17 protein-coding genes and 2 pseudogenes are annotated in these 15,865 nt (G+C 62.5%); 12 read left to right on the forward strand and 7 right to left on the reverse strand.

The genetic code is table 11. The annotated features are described in order from the left end of the window. Positions 1-4 precede the first annotated feature (4 nt). The 8 genes and pseudogenes from gspH (at position 5) to SA190iCDA_RS06245 (ending at position 6,246) form a co-directional block, all read left to right on the forward strand. A complete protein-coding gene (gene gspH / locus SA190iCDA_RS06210) occupies positions 5-556 on the forward strand; it encodes a type II secretion system minor pseudopilin GspH (RefSeq protein ID WP_070884406.1) in 552 nt (183 codons plus the stop codon). After that, positions 553-942 (forward strand): type II secretion system minor pseudopilin GspI, encoded by a 390-nt coding sequence (gene gspI, locus SA190iCDA_RS06215; protein ID WP_070884405.1) that lies wholly within the window; start codon positions 553-555, stop codon positions 940-942. The genes gspH and gspI overlap by 4 nt, the downstream gene beginning before the upstream one ends. After that, positions 942-1,700, forward strand: a complete 759-nt coding sequence (gene gspJ, locus SA190iCDA_RS06220) for a type II secretion system minor pseudopilin GspJ (RefSeq protein ID WP_070884404.1) — start codon at positions 942-944, stop codon at positions 1,698-1,700. The genes gspI and gspJ overlap by 1 nt, the downstream gene beginning before the upstream one ends. Then, positions 1,697-2,671, forward strand: a complete 975-nt coding sequence (gene gspK, locus SA190iCDA_RS06225) for a type II secretion system minor pseudopilin GspK (RefSeq protein ID WP_070884403.1) — start codon at positions 1,697-1,699, stop codon at positions 2,669-2,671. Before gspJ ends, gspK begins: the two co-directional genes overlap by 4 nt. Positions 2,672-2,673: 2 nt before the next feature. Then, the gene (gspL, locus tag SA190iCDA_RS06230) at positions 2,674-3,780 is read left to right on the forward strand and encodes a type II secretion system protein GspL (RefSeq protein ID WP_070884402.1); all 1,107 of its coding nucleotides are present in this window, start codon (positions 2,674-2,676) and stop codon (positions 3,778-3,780) included. Then, positions 3,777-4,295, forward strand: a complete 519-nt coding sequence (locus tag SA190iCDA_RS06235; protein ID WP_070884401.1) for a type II secretion system protein M — start codon at positions 3,777-3,779, stop codon at positions 4,293-4,295. Before gspL ends, SA190iCDA_RS06235 begins: the two co-directional genes overlap by 4 nt. Positions 4,296-4,660: 365 nt before the next feature. Next, positions 4,661-4,927 (forward strand): annotated as a pseudogene (locus SA190iCDA_RS06240) (nuclease-related domain-containing protein); the annotation flags it as partial. Between the two features lie 125 nt (positions 4,928-5,052). Further along, positions 5,053-6,246: an IS4 family transposase gene (locus SA190iCDA_RS06245; RefSeq protein WP_070884400.1), complete on the forward strand. Its 1,194-nt coding sequence runs from the start codon at positions 5,053-5,055 to the stop codon at positions 6,244-6,246. A gap of 76 nt (positions 6,247-6,322) precedes the next feature. Here SA190iCDA_RS06245 and SA190iCDA_RS06250 read toward each other — a convergent pair. The 6 genes and pseudogenes from SA190iCDA_RS06250 to SA190iCDA_RS06275 all read right to left on the reverse strand — a co-directional run. Beyond that, a pseudogene (locus tag SA190iCDA_RS06250) lies at positions 6,323-6,445 on the reverse strand (N-acetyltransferase family protein); the annotation flags it as partial. Between the two features lie 10 nt (positions 6,446-6,455). Next, the gene (gene arsH, locus SA190iCDA_RS06255) at positions 6,456-7,157 is read right to left on the reverse strand and encodes an arsenical resistance protein ArsH (protein WP_070884399.1); all 702 of its coding nucleotides are present in this window, start codon (positions 7,155-7,157) and stop codon (positions 6,456-6,458) included. Between the two features lie 11 nt (positions 7,158-7,168). Further along, positions 7,169-7,639: an arsenate reductase ArsC gene (locus SA190iCDA_RS06260; RefSeq protein ID WP_070884398.1), complete on the reverse strand. Its 471-nt coding sequence runs from the start codon at positions 7,637-7,639 to the stop codon at positions 7,169-7,171. Between the two features lie 27 nt (positions 7,640-7,666). Then, a complete protein-coding gene (locus SA190iCDA_RS06265; protein WP_070884397.1) occupies positions 7,667-8,950 on the reverse strand; it encodes an arsenic transporter in 1,284 nt (427 codons plus the stop codon). A gap of 21 nt (positions 8,951-8,971) precedes the next feature. Then, positions 8,972-9,316, reverse strand: a complete 345-nt coding sequence (locus SA190iCDA_RS06270) for a metalloregulator ArsR/SmtB family transcription factor (protein WP_070884396.1) — start codon at positions 9,314-9,316, stop codon at positions 8,972-8,974. Between the two features lie 419 nt (positions 9,317-9,735). After that, complete coding sequence (locus SA190iCDA_RS06275) at positions 9,736-9,996, reverse strand: helix-turn-helix domain-containing protein (RefSeq protein WP_070884395.1); 261 nt, start codon at positions 9,994-9,996, stop codon at positions 9,736-9,738. Between the two features lie 193 nt (positions 9,997-10,189). Here SA190iCDA_RS06275 and SA190iCDA_RS06280 point away from each other — a divergent pair, with 193 nt between their 5' ends. The 4 genes from SA190iCDA_RS06280 to SA190iCDA_RS06295 all read left to right on the forward strand — a co-directional run bounded on the left by SA190iCDA_RS06280 (position 10,190) and on the right by SA190iCDA_RS06295 (position 14,148). Next, positions 10,190-10,717, forward strand: a complete 528-nt coding sequence (locus SA190iCDA_RS06280; RefSeq protein WP_236101066.1) for a Bro-N domain-containing protein — start codon at positions 10,190-10,192, stop codon at positions 10,715-10,717. Between the two features lie 246 nt (positions 10,718-10,963). Then, positions 10,964-12,247, forward strand: a complete 1,284-nt coding sequence (gene egtB / locus SA190iCDA_RS06285) for an ergothioneine biosynthesis protein EgtB (protein WP_070884393.1) — start codon at positions 10,964-10,966, stop codon at positions 12,245-12,247. Positions 12,248-12,249: 2 nt separating this feature from the next. After that, positions 12,250-13,212, forward strand: a complete 963-nt coding sequence (gene egtD / locus SA190iCDA_RS06290) for an L-histidine N(alpha)-methyltransferase (protein WP_070884392.1) — start codon at positions 12,250-12,252, stop codon at positions 13,210-13,212. Between the two features lie 282 nt (positions 13,213-13,494). Continuing rightward, on the forward strand, positions 13,495-14,148 hold the full coding sequence (locus SA190iCDA_RS06295; RefSeq protein ID WP_070884391.1) for a LuxR C-terminal-related transcriptional regulator: 654 nt from the start codon (positions 13,495-13,497) through the stop codon (positions 14,146-14,148). Here the strand turns inward: SA190iCDA_RS06295 and SA190iCDA_RS06300 are convergent. Next, positions 14,145-15,776: a hybrid sensor histidine kinase/response regulator gene (locus tag SA190iCDA_RS06300; protein ID WP_070884390.1), complete on the reverse strand. Its 1,632-nt coding sequence runs from the start codon at positions 15,774-15,776 to the stop codon at positions 14,145-14,147. The genes SA190iCDA_RS06295 and SA190iCDA_RS06300 overlap by 4 nt on opposite strands. Between the last annotated feature and the right edge of the window lie 89 nt (positions 15,777-15,865).

Genomic DNA, 15,865 nt, shown 5'->3' on the forward strand with positions numbered 1-15,865 from the left:
ATAAATGCGCCAGGCCCGCGGCTTTACCCTGATCGAATTGCTGGTGGTGTTGGTCATCATCGGCACCATGGTCAGCATGGCGGTGCTGTCCATCGGCAGCAGCAGTGGTAGTCGCGAGTTGCGTAACGAAGCCGAACGCCTGGCCGCCCTGATCGGTGTGTTGGCCGACGAGGCCGTGCTCGATGGCCAGGAATACGGCCTGCGGGTCACGCCCGAGAGTTATCAGGTGCTGATCTATGACAGCCTCTCCGGTACCTGGAGCGAGGCCGACAGCCAGAAGGAACACCGTGCCCCGGCTAGCCTGCGCCTTACTCTGGAGCTGGACGGCGAGGCACTCAAGTTGCCCGAGCCAGACGTGCAGGATGATCAGCCCGGCCTGGCCAGCAACCGTGAGGAAAAGAAAGAACCCTTGGTGCCGCAACTGCTGATTCTTTCCAGTGGCGAGTTGTCGCCGTTTCGCCTGCGCCTCGAAGAGCGCCGCGCTGGCGGCAATGCCTATGCCTTGGTGAGTGACGGCTACCAGTTGCCCAGTGCCGATATGGATGATCGGCCATGAGCCGTCAGCGCGGTTTTACCCTGCTTGAAGTGCTGGTTGCCCTGGCGATTTTCGCTACGGTCGCCGCCTCGGTACTGACCGCCAGCAGCCGCAGCCTGATAGTGGCCCAGCAACTGGAGGCCAAGACCCTGGCTGGCTGGATTGCCGAAAACCGCGTGAGCGAACTGCAATTGAAATTCCCCACGCCCGGCGAGGGCCGTGAAGACAAGAGCCTGGAGTACGGCGGCCGCGAGTGGGAAACCCACAGTGAAGTGGAGAGCACCAGTGACAAGGGCATGCGTCGCGTCACCGTATGGGTGGCTCCGAAGGCCGAGCGTGGCAGCAGCGGCCCGGTGAAAGAACGCTCGGTGCACAGCCTGGTCGGTTTTCTCGTGGTGCGTAGCTGATGTGCCGTCAGCGCGGCTTCACTCTGCTGGAGGTGATGATCGCCGTGGCGATCTTTTCCCTGCTGGCCATGGGCACCTACCGCATGCTTTCCACCGTGCTGAAGACCGATGAGGTGACCCGTCAGCACGAGCGCGACCTGCGCGAACTGAGCCGAGCCTTCGCTTCGCTGGACCGTGACATCAACCAGACCCTCAATCGCAGCGTGCGCGATGCCTATGGTGACGAGCGCGCCACCTTGCTGGGCGAACTGGGCGCCAGCGATGGCAACGCGGCGCTGGAGTTCAGCCGCAATGGCTGGCGCAACCCGCTGGGTGGTGCGCGAGCCCAAGTGCAGCGAGTGCGCTGGCGCCTGGCTGGGCAAACCCTGGAGCGCCTGTATTGGAATGTGCTCGACCAGGCCGTCGATAGCCAGCCACGGGTGCAGAAGGTGCTTACCGGTGTGCAGTCGATGAACCTGCGGTTTCTCGATGATCAGGGCCAGTGGCAGGAGCAGTGGCCGCCGAGCCAGAGCAATCTCAACGCGCAAGATGCAAAAAAGCGCATGCCCCTGGCGCTCGAGGTGAAGATCGAACACCGCCACTACGATGAACTCAGCCGCCTGTATCGCCTGCCGGAACCGGCCATGGCGGAAGAAGAGAGTGATGCGCAGCCGCCCGCTGGCGAACAGCCGGGCGAGAAGGAGCAGGGCGGTACGGCGCCGGCCGAGAAGCCGACTGATGGCGAAAGTGCCATCGGCGACAACGGAGCCCCACTGTGAAGCGGCAGCGAGGCGTAGCCCTGATCACCGTATTGCTGGTGGTGACCATCGTCACCCTGGTGTGCGCCGGTTTGATTGCCCGGCAGCAATTGTCGATTCGCAATGCCGGCAATCAGTTGGCGATCAGCCAGGCCTGGCAATACGCCCTGGGCGGCGAGGCGCTTGGGCAGGCGGTGCTGCTGCGCGATCTGAAAGCCCCGGGCGTCGATCCTCGCGCCACTATCGACCACCCTCTGGAAAGTTGGGCCAAGCCGCTCCCGGTATTTCCCATCGATGGTGGCGAAATAGGCGTCGCCATCGAAGATCTTGCCGGGCGCTTCAACCTCAACAGCCTGGTGCAGGACGAGCGCCGCAATGACCTGGCGGTAAAACGCTTCCAGCGTCTGTTGTTACGCCTGAAAATCGACGAACCCTATGCCGAGCGGCTGGTCGACTGGCTCGACAAGGATCAGGAGCCCACAGGTGAATATGGTGCAGAAGACAATCAGTACCTGCTGATGCAGCCACCCTATCGCACAGCCGGCCAGGAGATGCAGGACATCTCGGAGCTTCGCCTGCTGCAGGGCATGAGCGAGCAGCATTACCGCCGTTTGCTGCCCTACGTCGCGGTGCTGCCAGGCAAGGTGCCGCTCAACGTCAACACCGCCAGTGCCATGGTGCTATCCAGCCTGGGCGACAGCCTGGACCCTGCATCGGCCCAAAGCCTGCTCGCCGGGCGTGGCCGTGAAGGTTACAAGGAGTTGCGCAGCTTCCTCGATCAACCGGCCCTGGCCGGCACCGGGGTGACGGCCGCCGGCCTGGGAGTGGGCAGCGCCTATTATCAGGTGCGCAGCGAGGTACGTTTGGGCGACCGCCGCCTGGTATTGCTCAGCACCCTGCAACGCGACCCCAAGGGCGTGGTGCGCGTGCTGCGCCGAGACACGGGCCAGCCGGGCTACTTGAGCCCGGTAGCCGAGCCATCTGGAGAATGACCATGGACTGCCTTTTCTTGCCCGCTGCCGTTGGCCGCGAATTGGGCGAGCAGAGCCTGCTGTATTGGCAGCGCGAAAATGGCGACGGCCAATGGCTGTCGGCAGTGGAGTGCGCGCGGAGTCTGGAAGGGCGGCCGGTAGCGCTGGTATTGCCGATGGAAGTGGCCAGTGCGTTTCTGATCGGCCTGCCTACGCAAAAGGCACGCTGGATGCGCCAGGCACTGCCATACGCGGTGGAGGAGTTGCTGGCCGAAGAGGTCGAACTCTTCCACCTGGCCCTTGGTGAAATGACCAGCGACGGGCGCTACCGGGTATTTGCGATACGCCGTGCCCTGCTCGGTGGCTGGCTGGACGACCTGCAGGCGCTGCAATTGAACATCGCCGCCATCTATCTGGACGCGGATCTGCTGCCCCGGGACGGTGAACAGGCCCTGCAACTGGGCGAGCGTGTATTGCTCGGTGGTGAGCTGGAGGCGCGTCTGGCCATAGCAGCCGAGCGCTGGCCGCAGTTTCGCAATTTCTGCGGCACCCTGGTGCAGCCGAGCATTAGCGATGCGCCTTATCAGTTGCTTGCTCAGGGGCGCGCCCATGCAGTCGACCTTGCGCAGGGGGAGTTCGCACCGCGCAGCGGCAACAAGGCCTGGGCTGTCTGGCGACCGTTCGTTGCCGTGCTGGGGCTGTGGGCGGTGTGTTACGTCGGCTTCTGCGTGGTTCAGGCCTGGCAGCTGGAGCACCAGGGCGATGCCTACAATGCCGCCAGCGTGGCGCTGTACAAGGAGCTGTTTCCCGAGGATCAGCGAATCGTCAACCTCCGGGCGCAGTTCGCCGAGCACCTGAATCAGGGCCAGCGCAGCGAAGGTGGGTTCATCAACATGCTGGAGCAGGCTTCCGGTGCCATTGCCGAGGCCAGGTCGCCGTTGTCGGTGGTGCAGGTGGATTACAGCCAGGTGCGTGGCGATCTGGCCTTGCAGGTGCGCGCCAAGGATTTCGCCGCATTGGAGCAATTGCGCCAGCGCCTGGTGGAAGGGGGGCTGAAGGTGCAATTGGGTTCAGCCAGCCGTGAAGAGCAGGGCATTACCGCCCGTGTCGTGCTGGGAGGTGGCGCATGAAGGCCCTGACCTTGTGGAAAGAACAATCGCTGGCCCAGCTGCGACAATCGCCCCTCGTCCAGCGCTGGCAGCACCTGCCCAGCCGTGAGCGCCTGGCGCTGTCGGTACTGGCCGGGTTTCTCGCCCTGGTGCTGCTCTACGTGATGGTCTGGCAACCGGTCATCAAGCGCCTGGACCGCGCCCGCGAGTACTACCAGAGCCAGCAGGTGCTCTACACCTACATCCAGGAGAACGCTCCCAAGGTGCGCGGAGCGGGCGCCACCAAGGTGACGCTCGAGCCCGAGCAGTTGCAAGGCGTGGTGACAGCCACCGCCCAGCAGCGCGGCATGCCCCTGGAGCGCCTCGATAATGATGGCGGCGGGCTGTTGATCTCCATGGCCAAGGTGCCGTTCGAGCCGCTGCTGCTGTGGCTCAGCGATTTGCAGAGCAAAGGGGTACGTCTGAGTGACGTCAACCTTGATCGTGCGGACACTGGCAAGGTCGACGCCCGGATAACCTTGCAGGCAGGGCAGTGATATTACTTTAGTTACACCCGATTTTTTGAGAGCGTGATAACCACGGCTTGAGTCCGTGTGGGCCCACCATCTCTAAAGCCGCGCATTGCGCGGCTTTCTTGTTTCTACGTCGGCAACGTCTGACGCGTTACAATCTGGCGCCTCTCTGCGCTGCGTTATTCGGCTCACCGAATGAGCCGAATAAAGCGGCTAATCGGCTCACGCAGTGATAAAGCCAGACCGCCGATGATAGATCTTGGTCGCAGCCCCTTGAGTGATTGAAGGCAATTGGCCATTATCCCAGCCAGTGCCAGGCTGTTGGATTTCGGCACAGCTGCACGCCCCTGCACCGGGCGCTCTGCAAGTAGCTCGGCTCAAGGAAGAAAATGGATTACAGCCCGATAATCGACCAGGTCTGGGGCATGCTGGCCTGGTTCATCCCTGCGGCCCTGCTGATCGGCCTGCCCAAATCGCCGTAGGCCAAGGGCCATGTCGGCGAACTGCTGGTGCGCTTCTTCGCGCACAGGCAACTGGATGAGCGCACCTACCGCCGCCTGCATAACGTCACCCTGAATACGCCCGACGGCACCACGCAGGTCGACCACGTCTTTCTCTCGCCCTACGGTATCTTCGTGCTGGAAACGAAGAACATAGGCGAAATAAATCTGTCCCTGAGGAATCCCCACAAAATACCCATGCAGATCAATCGGATAGCTTGAAGATGCCTGCATGAGTCGGGCAGTTTGGTAGTCGCCAAACAACCCAACCCCCGAGACTCATGCAGGCAGTACGATTCTTACACAAGGCATTTTCCCAAGCACTCCCCACTGTTCACGCCAAGCGACTGACCGCGCTGATGAGTTGCGTCAGCGCCTTGTTGCATGGGCATCGCCTGACCCTGACCGATCTAGGCAGGGCCATGCCCGGGGAGGCTTACACCAAGCATTCGATCAAGCGCGTGGATCGCTTGTTGGGTAACGCCCAGCTTCAGTCGGAGCGTCCGCTGTTCTACTGGAAAATGCTGACTGCGCTGCTTGGCTCCCTGCATCATCCCTTGATCCTGGTGGATTGGTCACCGATCAATGCGGCTTCTGATCTTTACTTGCTGCGCGCTTCGATACCGCTGGCCGGAAGGACGTTGCCCGTTTATGAGAGCGTGCATGATCGTGAAGGCTGCCCCCAACGTCAGAAACAACTACTCGATGCGCTTGAGCTTATGCTCCCCGATAAATGCGTGCCGATCCTAGTGACAGATGCCGGGTTTCGTCGCCCCTGGTTCCAGGCTGTTGAAGCCAAGGGTTGGTATTACGTGGGACGTGTACGCAATCGTGATCTGTATCGCGACGAGCAAAATCAATGGCAGCCGATCAAACAGCTCTACCAGCGGATAACTTCGATAGCACGCTCGCTTGGCGAAATCGAGATGACGCGCAGTGCACCTCACAGCGTGGCCTTGTACGGCATTCACCAGCCACCCAAGGGCAGAAAACATCGACGCATTACAGGCAGCATCGCGCGCAGCAAGCTCAGCCGACAGAACGCCCGCCGTGAACAAGAGCCCTGGTTGCTCGCCAGCAACCTGCCACAAGCCAACTGGACGGCATGTCAGATCGTAGGTATCTACCGCAAGCGGATGCAGATCGAGGAAGGGTTTCGGGATGTGAAAAGCCTGCACTTCGGCTTTGCCTTCGACCTGCACCGAACCCGCTGCCCACGCCGCATCGAGATCCTGCTGCTGATCGCCGCACTGGCTTGTTATGCGCTGTACTTGGTTGGCCTCCAGGCTAAAACGACAGGCAGTTCGTACCGCTTTCAGAGCAACAGCATCAAGTATAGAACCGTACTGTCACTCTGGCGTATCGGCCTTGAATACCTCAGGCGCTCGGCCAGCGATTTATCTTGTTCGACACTCGCCAAGATGGAGCTATTGCTGCGTGACGAGGTACACCAACAAGCTCAGGTGCTGGAGTAGATTTGTGGGGATTCCTCAGAATCTGTCCCCTTTTCGTCCCGTCCCCTTTTCGTCCCAAGGGTCGCAAGTATCCGCCCCGCATTTCCCCTACCGAAGGGGGTACCTCTTCGAACGAGATAGCGGTGCCGAGCACTACAGGGGCATAGATTGCCTGGATTGCTTCGGCATCCGAATCAGATGCCACTCTCACATTGATCATGATCCGCACCTCAGATGGCGCGTTGGTTAACGCGGGCAGATAGCTGTTCAGCCGATTCCTTGCGCTCGGAATAACGATCCACGAGGAAGTCTTTCTGATCACGCAGCAGTAGGGTGAACCTCATCAACTCTTCCATCACGTCGACTACCCGGTCGTAGTAGGCAGATGGCTTCATTCGATCATCCTCGCCGAACTCCATGTAGGCCTTGGGCACCGAAGACTGATTAGGGATGGTGAACATCCTCATCCATCGACCCAGCACGCGCAGCTGGTTGACCACGTTGAACGACTGCGAACCACCGCATACCTGCATAACGGCGAGCGTCTTGCCCTGGCTGGGCCTGACCGCACCCAGCGCTAGGGGAATCCAGTCGATCTGAGCCTTGAATACGGCGGACATGGCGCCGTGTCGTTCTGGTGAGCACCAGACCTGCCCCTCCGACCACAGCACAAGATCACGCAGCTCCTGCACCTTGGGATGCTCAACCGGCGCGTCGTCAGGCAGCGGAAGGCCCGATGGATCGAAGATGCGGGTCTCTGCGCCAAAGTGCTGAAGCAGCCGCGCAGCTTCTTCGACCAACAGCCGGCTGAAACTGCGTTCACGGGTGGAGCCATGAAGCAATAGGATTCGCGGCTTGTGCTGGCTGGGTTCGATGCGTTTGGAGAATTGGCCGATCAGGTCGTGTTCGACGTTGGGGAGTTCAACGGTCATAGATGGATTTCTCAGAGTTGGCCAATACGATCCAGCTCGCGCTTCAGCTCGTCACGGCTCAAGCCTTCAAAAGGCAGTTCCAGGAACGCGCGACAACGCCGTTCAATCTGCGCAAGCGTCGCATCGAAGGCAGCTGAAATCTGGGTTTCGTCGCCCTGCACATCGGAAGGATCTTCCAGTCCCCAATGCGATTTAAGCGCCGGGCCGAAGTACACCGGGCATGCTTCACCAGCGGCCTTGTCGCAGACAGTGATGACGATATCGGGCGGGCTCGCCTCGAACGCCTCGTTACCCTTGCTGCTCAAGCCCACTGTAGAGATGCCTGCCTCTTCCAGCGTTTGCAGGCTTCGTGGCAGCACTCGCCCCTTGGGAAAACTACCGGCACTCACGGCCTCGAACCCCTGAGGCGCGATATGGTTGAACAGCGCTTCAGAGAGGACGCTCCGGCAGCTGTTGGCCGTGCACATGAATAGAATTCGCATGCTAACTCCTACCGCCAATGGCGGGCTTCAAAGGCTCAAGCGCAAGGCAAGCGCAGAGAGGGTGATGAGTAGAACCGGAAAGGTCAGCAAGGCCCCAACCTTGAAGTAGTAACCCCAGGTGATGCGGATGCCTTTACGCTGAAGGACATGCAGCCACAGCAAGGTGGCCAAGCTACCAATGGGCGTGATCTTCGGGCCGAGATCGCAACCAATCACGTTGGCGTAGATCATTGCCTCTCGTACCAGGCCGGAGCTGGTGCTCGCATCAATGGACAGTGCACCGATCAATACGCTGGGCATGTTGTTCATGGCCGATGACAGCAGGGCTGACAGCAGTCCGGTGCCTAGGGCTGCGGCCCAAACCCCATGCTCGCCAAGTCGGTTGAGTAAGGCGGTGAGGTGGCTGGTGAGACCTGCATTACTCAGCCCGTAAACGACCAGGTACATGCCCAGCGAGAAGACCACGATTTGCCAAGGCGCCTCGCGCAGTACTCGGCGAGTCGAGATCACATGCCCTCTGGATGCAACCGCAAACAGGATCGCTGCGCATACGGCGGCGACGGCGCTGATTGGGACGCCCATCGGCTCCAACGCGAAAAGGCCAACCAGTAGTAGCCCGAGCACCCACCAGCCACAGATGAAGGTGCTGCGGTCTCGCACCGCGGATCGAGGATCTTTTAGATCGGCCGACGAATAGGTGGCTGGCACCTCGCGGCGGAAGTACAGGAACAGTACTAGCAGCGTCGACGCCACACTGGCCACGGTGACCGGTACCATGACGGAGGCATATTCGGCAAAGCCCAGCTTGAAGAAGTCGGCAGAAACGATATTGACCAGGTTGGAGACCACCAGCGGCAAACTCGCGGTGTCTGCAATGAAACCCGCCGCCATGACGAATGCCAATGTGGCACCCGCCGAGAAACGCAGTGCCACCAAAAGCGAAATGACAATGGGGGTGAGGATCAGTGCGGCGCCGTCATTCGCGAACAGCGCCGAAACGGCGGCTCCCAGCAGCACGGTGAATGCGAAGAGCCGCCGTCCGTTGCCATTTGCCCAGCGGGCTACGTGCAAGGCCGCCCACTCGAAAAAACCGGCCTCATCCAGCAACAGGCTAATAATTATGATCGCGATGAATGTTGCGGTGGCGTTCCACACCACTGCCCAGACAGTCGGGATGTCCTGAAAAGACACCGCACCGGCCATCAGGGCCAGGGCGGCGCCGATCGTCGCGCTCCAGCCTACCCCCAGGCCTCGGGGCTGCCAGATGACCAGGATGAGGGTGAAGACGAATACGGCTGCTGCGACGACCATTTCAAAGGCTCCCGGCAAGAGTTAGCAGCAACTGGTGGAGCGCTCGGGGCGTCCATCCATCCTGCTCAGACGGGCCGAGCTATCGCTCAGCCAGGCAGCGTTGCCTTCTAACGTAATGCGGAGCACGTCTTTGAACCACTCTGGAAGATTGGGATTAAGCCGGTAATAGACCCACTGTCCCTGCCGGCGATCAAGCAAGAGCCCGGCTGCCCGGAGCTGCGCCAAGTGGCGGCTGATCTTGGACTGATTGTCCTCAAGGGCACACATCAACTCACAGACACAGAGTTCACCGTGTTCGGCGATTAGGAGGGTGGCACGAGCGCGGGTCTCGTCTGCCAAGCACTTGAAGGCTTCAGGCGGGGTCATCGTGGCTTATCCGTGTACATGTAAAAGCGTATATGCGGATATTCACATGTACAGGCGTTATTTTCCAGCGACCTCTGGCAGCGGTTCAGGCGTTTGTGTGTAGCTTCGCCCCGCGAAAAATCATTGTCGAAATAAAAAACAGCCCCCCGCCGACGGGCTTTGCATCAGAAATTTGTGCAATCCGCGGTGGTGGTGAAAGAGATGCTGCAGACCAGCAGAGGCGCGGGGTCTGGCAGGGGAGGGCGCTTTTCACGTTGTGAGGGAATTGAAGAGGTGTGCAAGTGGTACACGTTTTGGTGTCCACATTGCGTGCACGTTGCTACGAGATATTGACGAACCTTGCGCGGCAATATCTTAAAACCCCGGTTTCACTGGGTTTTGCGTGATGGGGGCTGATCTTTTCTCGGGCTCATAATCCTTTAGCCGGCGATCAAGGTCTTACAGGGCGGACTGACCTGCCCGCAATTAGGTGCCGTGTCACCAGTCATCAGCCACAAGGTGTACTTCTTGAACCTCGGGTGATTGGTGACTTTAAGAAGGACGGTGGCGCTGATATCCGAGCGCAGCGAAAGCTCTTGCTTCTTGTAGGTGCTCAGGCTGATCTGCAACTGCTCACAGAAATCACTTTGCGTGAGCCCCTCGTGCATTCGTAGTGCCTTCAGTTTTGCCGGCAGATCCATCGCACCCTCTGTTGACAAGGTTCCCATGTGGGACTTATGGTTGGTACCCACTTGGTGCCCACTTGGGACCCTTAGGCGTATATGCATGGAAGTCTATCAAATACCCTTCAATACGAACTCGCTATGCGTGCGCTTTTCCCTGCGCTCATGATCGAGCCAACCCTGCATTAGCGGCTAACAATCAGGAGGCCTTATGGACGATGCCTATACCCCCACCGTACTGATGCGCCATCGCCGCCCCTTGCGCGGCGTGATGATCGATCGCCAGCCGTGGGTCTGTGCCCGTGAGTTTGCGCGGTTTCTGGGGCATCGCCACCCGGAACGGATCTGTCGGTTGATGGATGCCGACCAAGTGCGGGTGGTGCACTTTCAGTTGGCCAGTGGGCAACTGGAGGCAGTGGAGGTGCTTAGCGAGTCGGGTATGTACCGGGCGTTATGGCGCTTCTCGCACCCGGAGAATCGGCACCTACGCCGTTGGCTTAGCCAGGTGGCATTGCCGGCGCTGCGTGATAGCGAGGCGGCTACCGATCAGGAGCCATCCCGATGCCTGATGGTCTGGGATAACCAACAGGTCAATCTGCTGGAGTGGCAGGGGCAGTTGTGGATCGCGCTGCACGAGTTACCTCGTTTTCATCGGCAGGCACACCTAGCGCCACACGAGCCGCCATCATGGTTGGCGCGCTGGTGGCGCGGACGTTTCCGAGACAGGGCGGCGGGCTGACGGCCAGCTACCAGTTCACGGGCCTCGATTACGACACGCGACAATGCAGCCCAACGCACCGAGTGCGTTATCTGATCGCCCACAGTTCTTCAGCCTCACGCCTTATCGCCGCCAACAGATCGACAAGCATCTGCCGATCGTTTTCGTGCTCGCCATCGAGCACGTCAGTTTCCCTGAACCTTCCCGCCTCCATCCAGTCGGCTCTAGAACCGTCGCGTTTCGCGGCGCCGGCACAGGATGCGTGTTATGCGAGACCGCACCAGCAGGATCGCCGTTTCACCGCTGCACGTCGAACAGCTCTGGCAGCGTTACCAGCGTGTACGCGCCGCCAGCGAGCGGCTTTGCGAGCCGCTGGAGGCCGAGGATTATGTGATCCAGAGCATGCCGGACGTCAGCCCGCCGAAGTGGCATCTGGCCCATGTCACCTGGTTCTTCGAGGCCTTCGTGCTGCAGCCCTTCCTGCCGGGCTACCGCCCGCTGGACGAGCGCTACGACCATCTCTTCAACTCCTACTACAAGACCCACGGCACGCCCTTCGAGCGGGCGCGGCGCGGGCTGTTGTCGCGGCCGACGGTGAGCGAGGTGTACGCCTATCGCAGCCATGTCGATCTGGCCATGGAGCAGCTGTTCGCCCAGCGCGGCGGTGAGCTGCCCGACGAGGTGCTGCAGCGGGTCGCGCTGGGGCTGGAGCACGAGCAGCAGCACCAGGAGCTGCTGCTGATGGATATCAAGCACATCCTGGCGCAGAACCCGCTGCGGCCGGTTTATCGGCACGACCTGAAGCCGGGCGGCGCTCAGGCGAGCGAGCTGCGCTGGATCGAGTTTCCCGCCGGGCTGCGCCATGTCGGCCATAGCGGCGAGGGCTTTGCCTTCGACTGCGAGCGGCCGCGCCACCGGGTGTTCTTAGAAGCGTTTCAACTGGCGAACCGGCCGGTCAGCAATGGCGAATACCTTGAGTTCATCCGCGATGGTGGTTATCGCAGCACGGCGCTGTGGCTGGCGGACGGTTGGGATCATATCCAGCGCGCCGGCTGGCAGGCGCCGCTGTACTGGCAGCGCGAGGGCGACGCCTGGCTGGAGCTGACCCTGGGCGGGCCCCGCGAGCTGGATCTGGCTGCGCCGGTCTGCCACCTGAGCTACTTCGAGGCCGAGGCCTTCGCCACCTGGGCCCAGGCGCGTTTGCCCCGCGAGGAGGAGTGGGAGGTGGCCGCCGAGGACGAGCCGCTGTGGGGCAACTTCGTCGAGAACGATCACCTGCAGCCGGTGGCGGCGGGGGCGGGCGATGGCCTGCAGCAGCTGTATGGCGATGTGTGGGAGTGGACGGCCAGCGCCTACCGACCGTACCCCGGTTTTCGCCCATTGGGCGGCAGCCTGGGCGAGTACAACGGCAAGTTCATGTCCGGGCAGATGGTGTTGCGCGGCGGCTGCTGCGCCACGCCGGAAGACCATGTGCGGCCCACCTATCGCAACTTCTTCTACCCCACCATGCGCTGGCAGTTCTCCGGTCTGCGCCTGGCCAAGGAGCTCTGAGCATGGCCCTGGCAATCCGTACCCAAGCACAATCCCTGAGCCCGGAAACGCAGGCGCTGCGCGAGGAGGTGCTGCGCGGCTTCGCGGCCAGCCCGAAGGCGATGTCGCCGAAGTTCTTCTACGATCACCGCGGCTCCCAGCTGTTCGAGCTGATCTGCCAGCAGCCGGAGTACTACCCGACGCGCACCGAGGAAACCATCCTGCGCCTGTCGGCAGGCGCCATCGCCGAACTGGCCGGGCGCAACGCCAGCCTGGTGGAACTGGGCAGCGGCGCCAGCCGCAAGATCCGCCTGCTGCTGGAAGCCCTGCGCCCGGCGCGCTACCTGGGCATCGATATTTCCCGCGAGTTTCTGGATATCTGCACGCGCCGCCTGGCCGCCGACTACCGCTGGCTGGATGTGCATGCGCTGTGCGCCGACTTCAGCAAGCCGCTGAAGTTGCCCGCCGACGCGCTGGGGCAGCGGCCGCTGGCGTTCTTCCCCGGCTCCAGCATCGGCAATTTCGACCCGGATGAGGCGCGCGGCTTTCTGCGCAACCTGCACCAGGCGTTGCCGGCCGGCAGTGGCTTGCTGATCGGCGTGGATCTGGTGAAGAGCCGCGAGGTGCTGGAGCGTGCCTATAACGATGCGGCCGGGGTGACCGCGCTGTTCAACCTCAACCTGCTCGAGCGCATCCGCACCGAGCTGGACAGCGACATCGACCCCCGACGCTTCCAGCACCGGGCGTTCTACAACGAGCAGGCGTCGCGTATCGAGATGCATCTGGTCAGCCGAGAGGCGCAGCAGGTGCGTATCGAGGATCGCGTGTTCGACTTTGCCGCCGGCGAAACCCTGCATACCGAGAATTCCTACAAGTACACGCCGAGCGGCTTCTGTGCCTTGGCGGGCGAATGCGGCTTTGCTTCGGTGGCCATGTGGCGCGATCCGGCGCAGCTGTTCAGCGTGCACTTTCTGCGTCGGGAATGAGGGGCGGGGCTGCCACTTCACATAGGAGGGGCGAGCCCTTGCATGCCTGTCGGCAAGACCGCCGATCAGCTTCAGCCCTGGCCTGCATTTCAACATGGGCGGGTAATGCGGCGGCCTGGTCATCGCTGCCGTGGTCGCCTGGCGTTGGCTGTGGGCGTGGGCGCCAAGGGCATTTATCCGTGCCGCCGGCGCTGCGCTCTCGAGGGACAGTCCACCACGTTTATCGCTTCAGCCTGTGAGGCAGTGCTGGCGCGCTTGGCTAGATGACCTTAGTCTGAGTCCATGACCCACACGCCTCCCATCCTCGACCGCCCGCCACAGGACCGCATCATCGTGGCCGATGATCATCCGGTTTTCCGTGAGGGTCTTAGCCGCATCGCGCAGCGGGTGTTCCCCCATGCCTGCATTCTCGAGGCCTGCGACATGGACGAGGTGCTGACCCTCTCCGCTGCCGGGGCGCCACCGAGCCTGTTCATGCTCGACCTGCTGTTTCCCGGGCAATCGCCGGAGGCCATCGGTGCCTTGCGTCAGCGCTTCACGCGCAGCTCCATCGTGATCGTGTCGATGGTCGACAACCGCGGGTTGATCGACGAGGTGATGGCGGCGGGGGCCGATGGCTTTATCGGCAAGGCGACGCCGCCTGACGAAATCGCCGATGCGTTGCGGGCGGTGAGCGAGGGGGATTTCGTGCTGACCCTGGGGCCGCCCGGGGTGCCAGCCTTCGCCGAGGCGCAGCATCTGCTCGAGCAGCTCACGCCCCGCCAGCAGGACGTGCTGCGCCTGCTGGTGCGCGGCCTGGCCAACAAGGAGATCGCCCGCGAACTGGATATCTCGCCCTTTACCGTGCGCATCCACATGTCGGCGCTGATGCGCACGCTGGATGTGAGCAGCCGCGCGGCGGCGGCGGCCATGGCGGCCAAGGCGGGGTTGCGCTAGGCCGCCTGGGCCTTGAGTCTCAGCGCCACCAGCAGGGAGCGCAGTTCGGCCGGTTGCACGGGCTTGGAGAGGATCGGGATCTGGTCGTCGCCCACCGCTTCCTGCACGCGGCGCACGTCGTGGCCGGTCATGATGATGGCCGGTACCTGGCGGGCGGCGAGGGCGCGCACATGGGCGATGCAGTCGGCGCCGGAGGCTTCCAGGCCGAGGTCGAAGTCGGTCACCACCAGGTCGATATCCGCCGCCACCTCGGGCAGCGAGGTATGGGTGTCGACCACGCAGCCCCATTTCTTCAGCAGGGTGGCGGTGGCCAGCAGCACATTGTGGTCATCCTCGATCAGGCACACGCGCAGGCCGTTGAGCATGCTCGGCGCCTGGGGCCTGGTAGGTGGTGCTGCTGTCTGCCGGGCGGGCGCGCTGACCAGCTGCAGGCCGTCGATGGCGGCCAGGGTGCCTTTGCCCTCCACCGAGCGGATGCGCACCTGCAGGTTCATCAGCCTGCCCAGGCGGCGCACGATGGTCAGCCCCAGGCCCATGCCTTCCACGTCACTGTCGCGGGTCTGCCGCACCCGGTAGAACTCCTCGAAGATGTTGTCCAGGTGCGCCTCGGCGATGCCCCGGCCCTTGTCGTAGAGCTCGATGGAGAGATGCGCGCCGCGCCGCCGGCAGCCGATCAGCACAGGCTTTCCCGGGGCGTACTTGAGGGCGTTGGTGAGCAGGTTCTGCAGCATGGTGGTCAGCAGGCCCTGGTCGGCGTGCACGTGGACGTCCGGGCAGTGCAGGCGCATCTCCACGCCGGCCCAGCGCGCGGCCTCGAGGTTCTGCTGGATCAGCTGGCGCAGCAGGCCCTGCAGCGGCAGGGGCTCCATATGGGCGACCACCTTGCCGCTGTCCAGCGAGTACATGTCGAGGATGGTGCGGAACAGCCGGGCGACGCTGTTCAGGGACTTGTCGATGTTCTCCACCAGGCGGTGCTGCTCGCCGTCCAGGCTGCTGTCGCGCAGGCAGGCGGTGAACAGGCTGATGGAGTGGATGGGCTGGCGCAGGTCATGGCTGGCCTGGGCGAGGAACTGCGACTTGGCGCGGTTGGCCGCCTGCTCGGCCTCGGCGGCCAGGCGCGAGCGCTTGAGCAGGGCGTGCATGTAGGCCGGCACCATCAGGGTGGTGAGCAACAGGGTGACGATCAGGTAGGGCTGCGACTGCCAGTAGGTCGACACGCTGGCGATGATCAGCAGCGACAGGGTGGCGAGCACGGTCGCCAGTAGCAGGTAGTTGGAGCCGTAGCGCAGGCCGTAGCCCACGGTCACCCAGATCAGGATGGCATACACCGGCAGCATCGGCTCGCCGCCGAAGGCGATGGTCACGGTGATGCAGGTGTAGTCGCTGAGCATGGTCAGCACGCGGCGCACCGGATGGTTGCCGGGGCGCCGGCGGATGTCGATCCACAGGGCCAGAGAGGCGGCCAGGAAAAGGGATTCGAGCAACAGGATCCAGCCGGCCAGGGTAGGGTCGATGGCCGAGCGCAGGTGCATCAGCAGGGTGTAGCCGATGGCAATCGGCGCGATGACCAGGCGCACGACGGCCTGCGCGCGTTCGACGTCGTAGGTAGGCGAGGCGGTGGCCAGCATGACGGTTCCCTGTGCGCTGATGCGGATATCCGCTCACCATAGGCCGCCGCCGCTTGGCGGTGCAAGGCGCCTGTGGGACGCAAAGGGCT

Source organism: Pseudomonas argentinensis, from assembly GCF_001839655.2.
GTDB classification, from domain to species: Bacteria; Pseudomonadota; Gammaproteobacteria; order Pseudomonadales; family Pseudomonadaceae; genus Aquipseudomonas; species Aquipseudomonas argentinensis_B.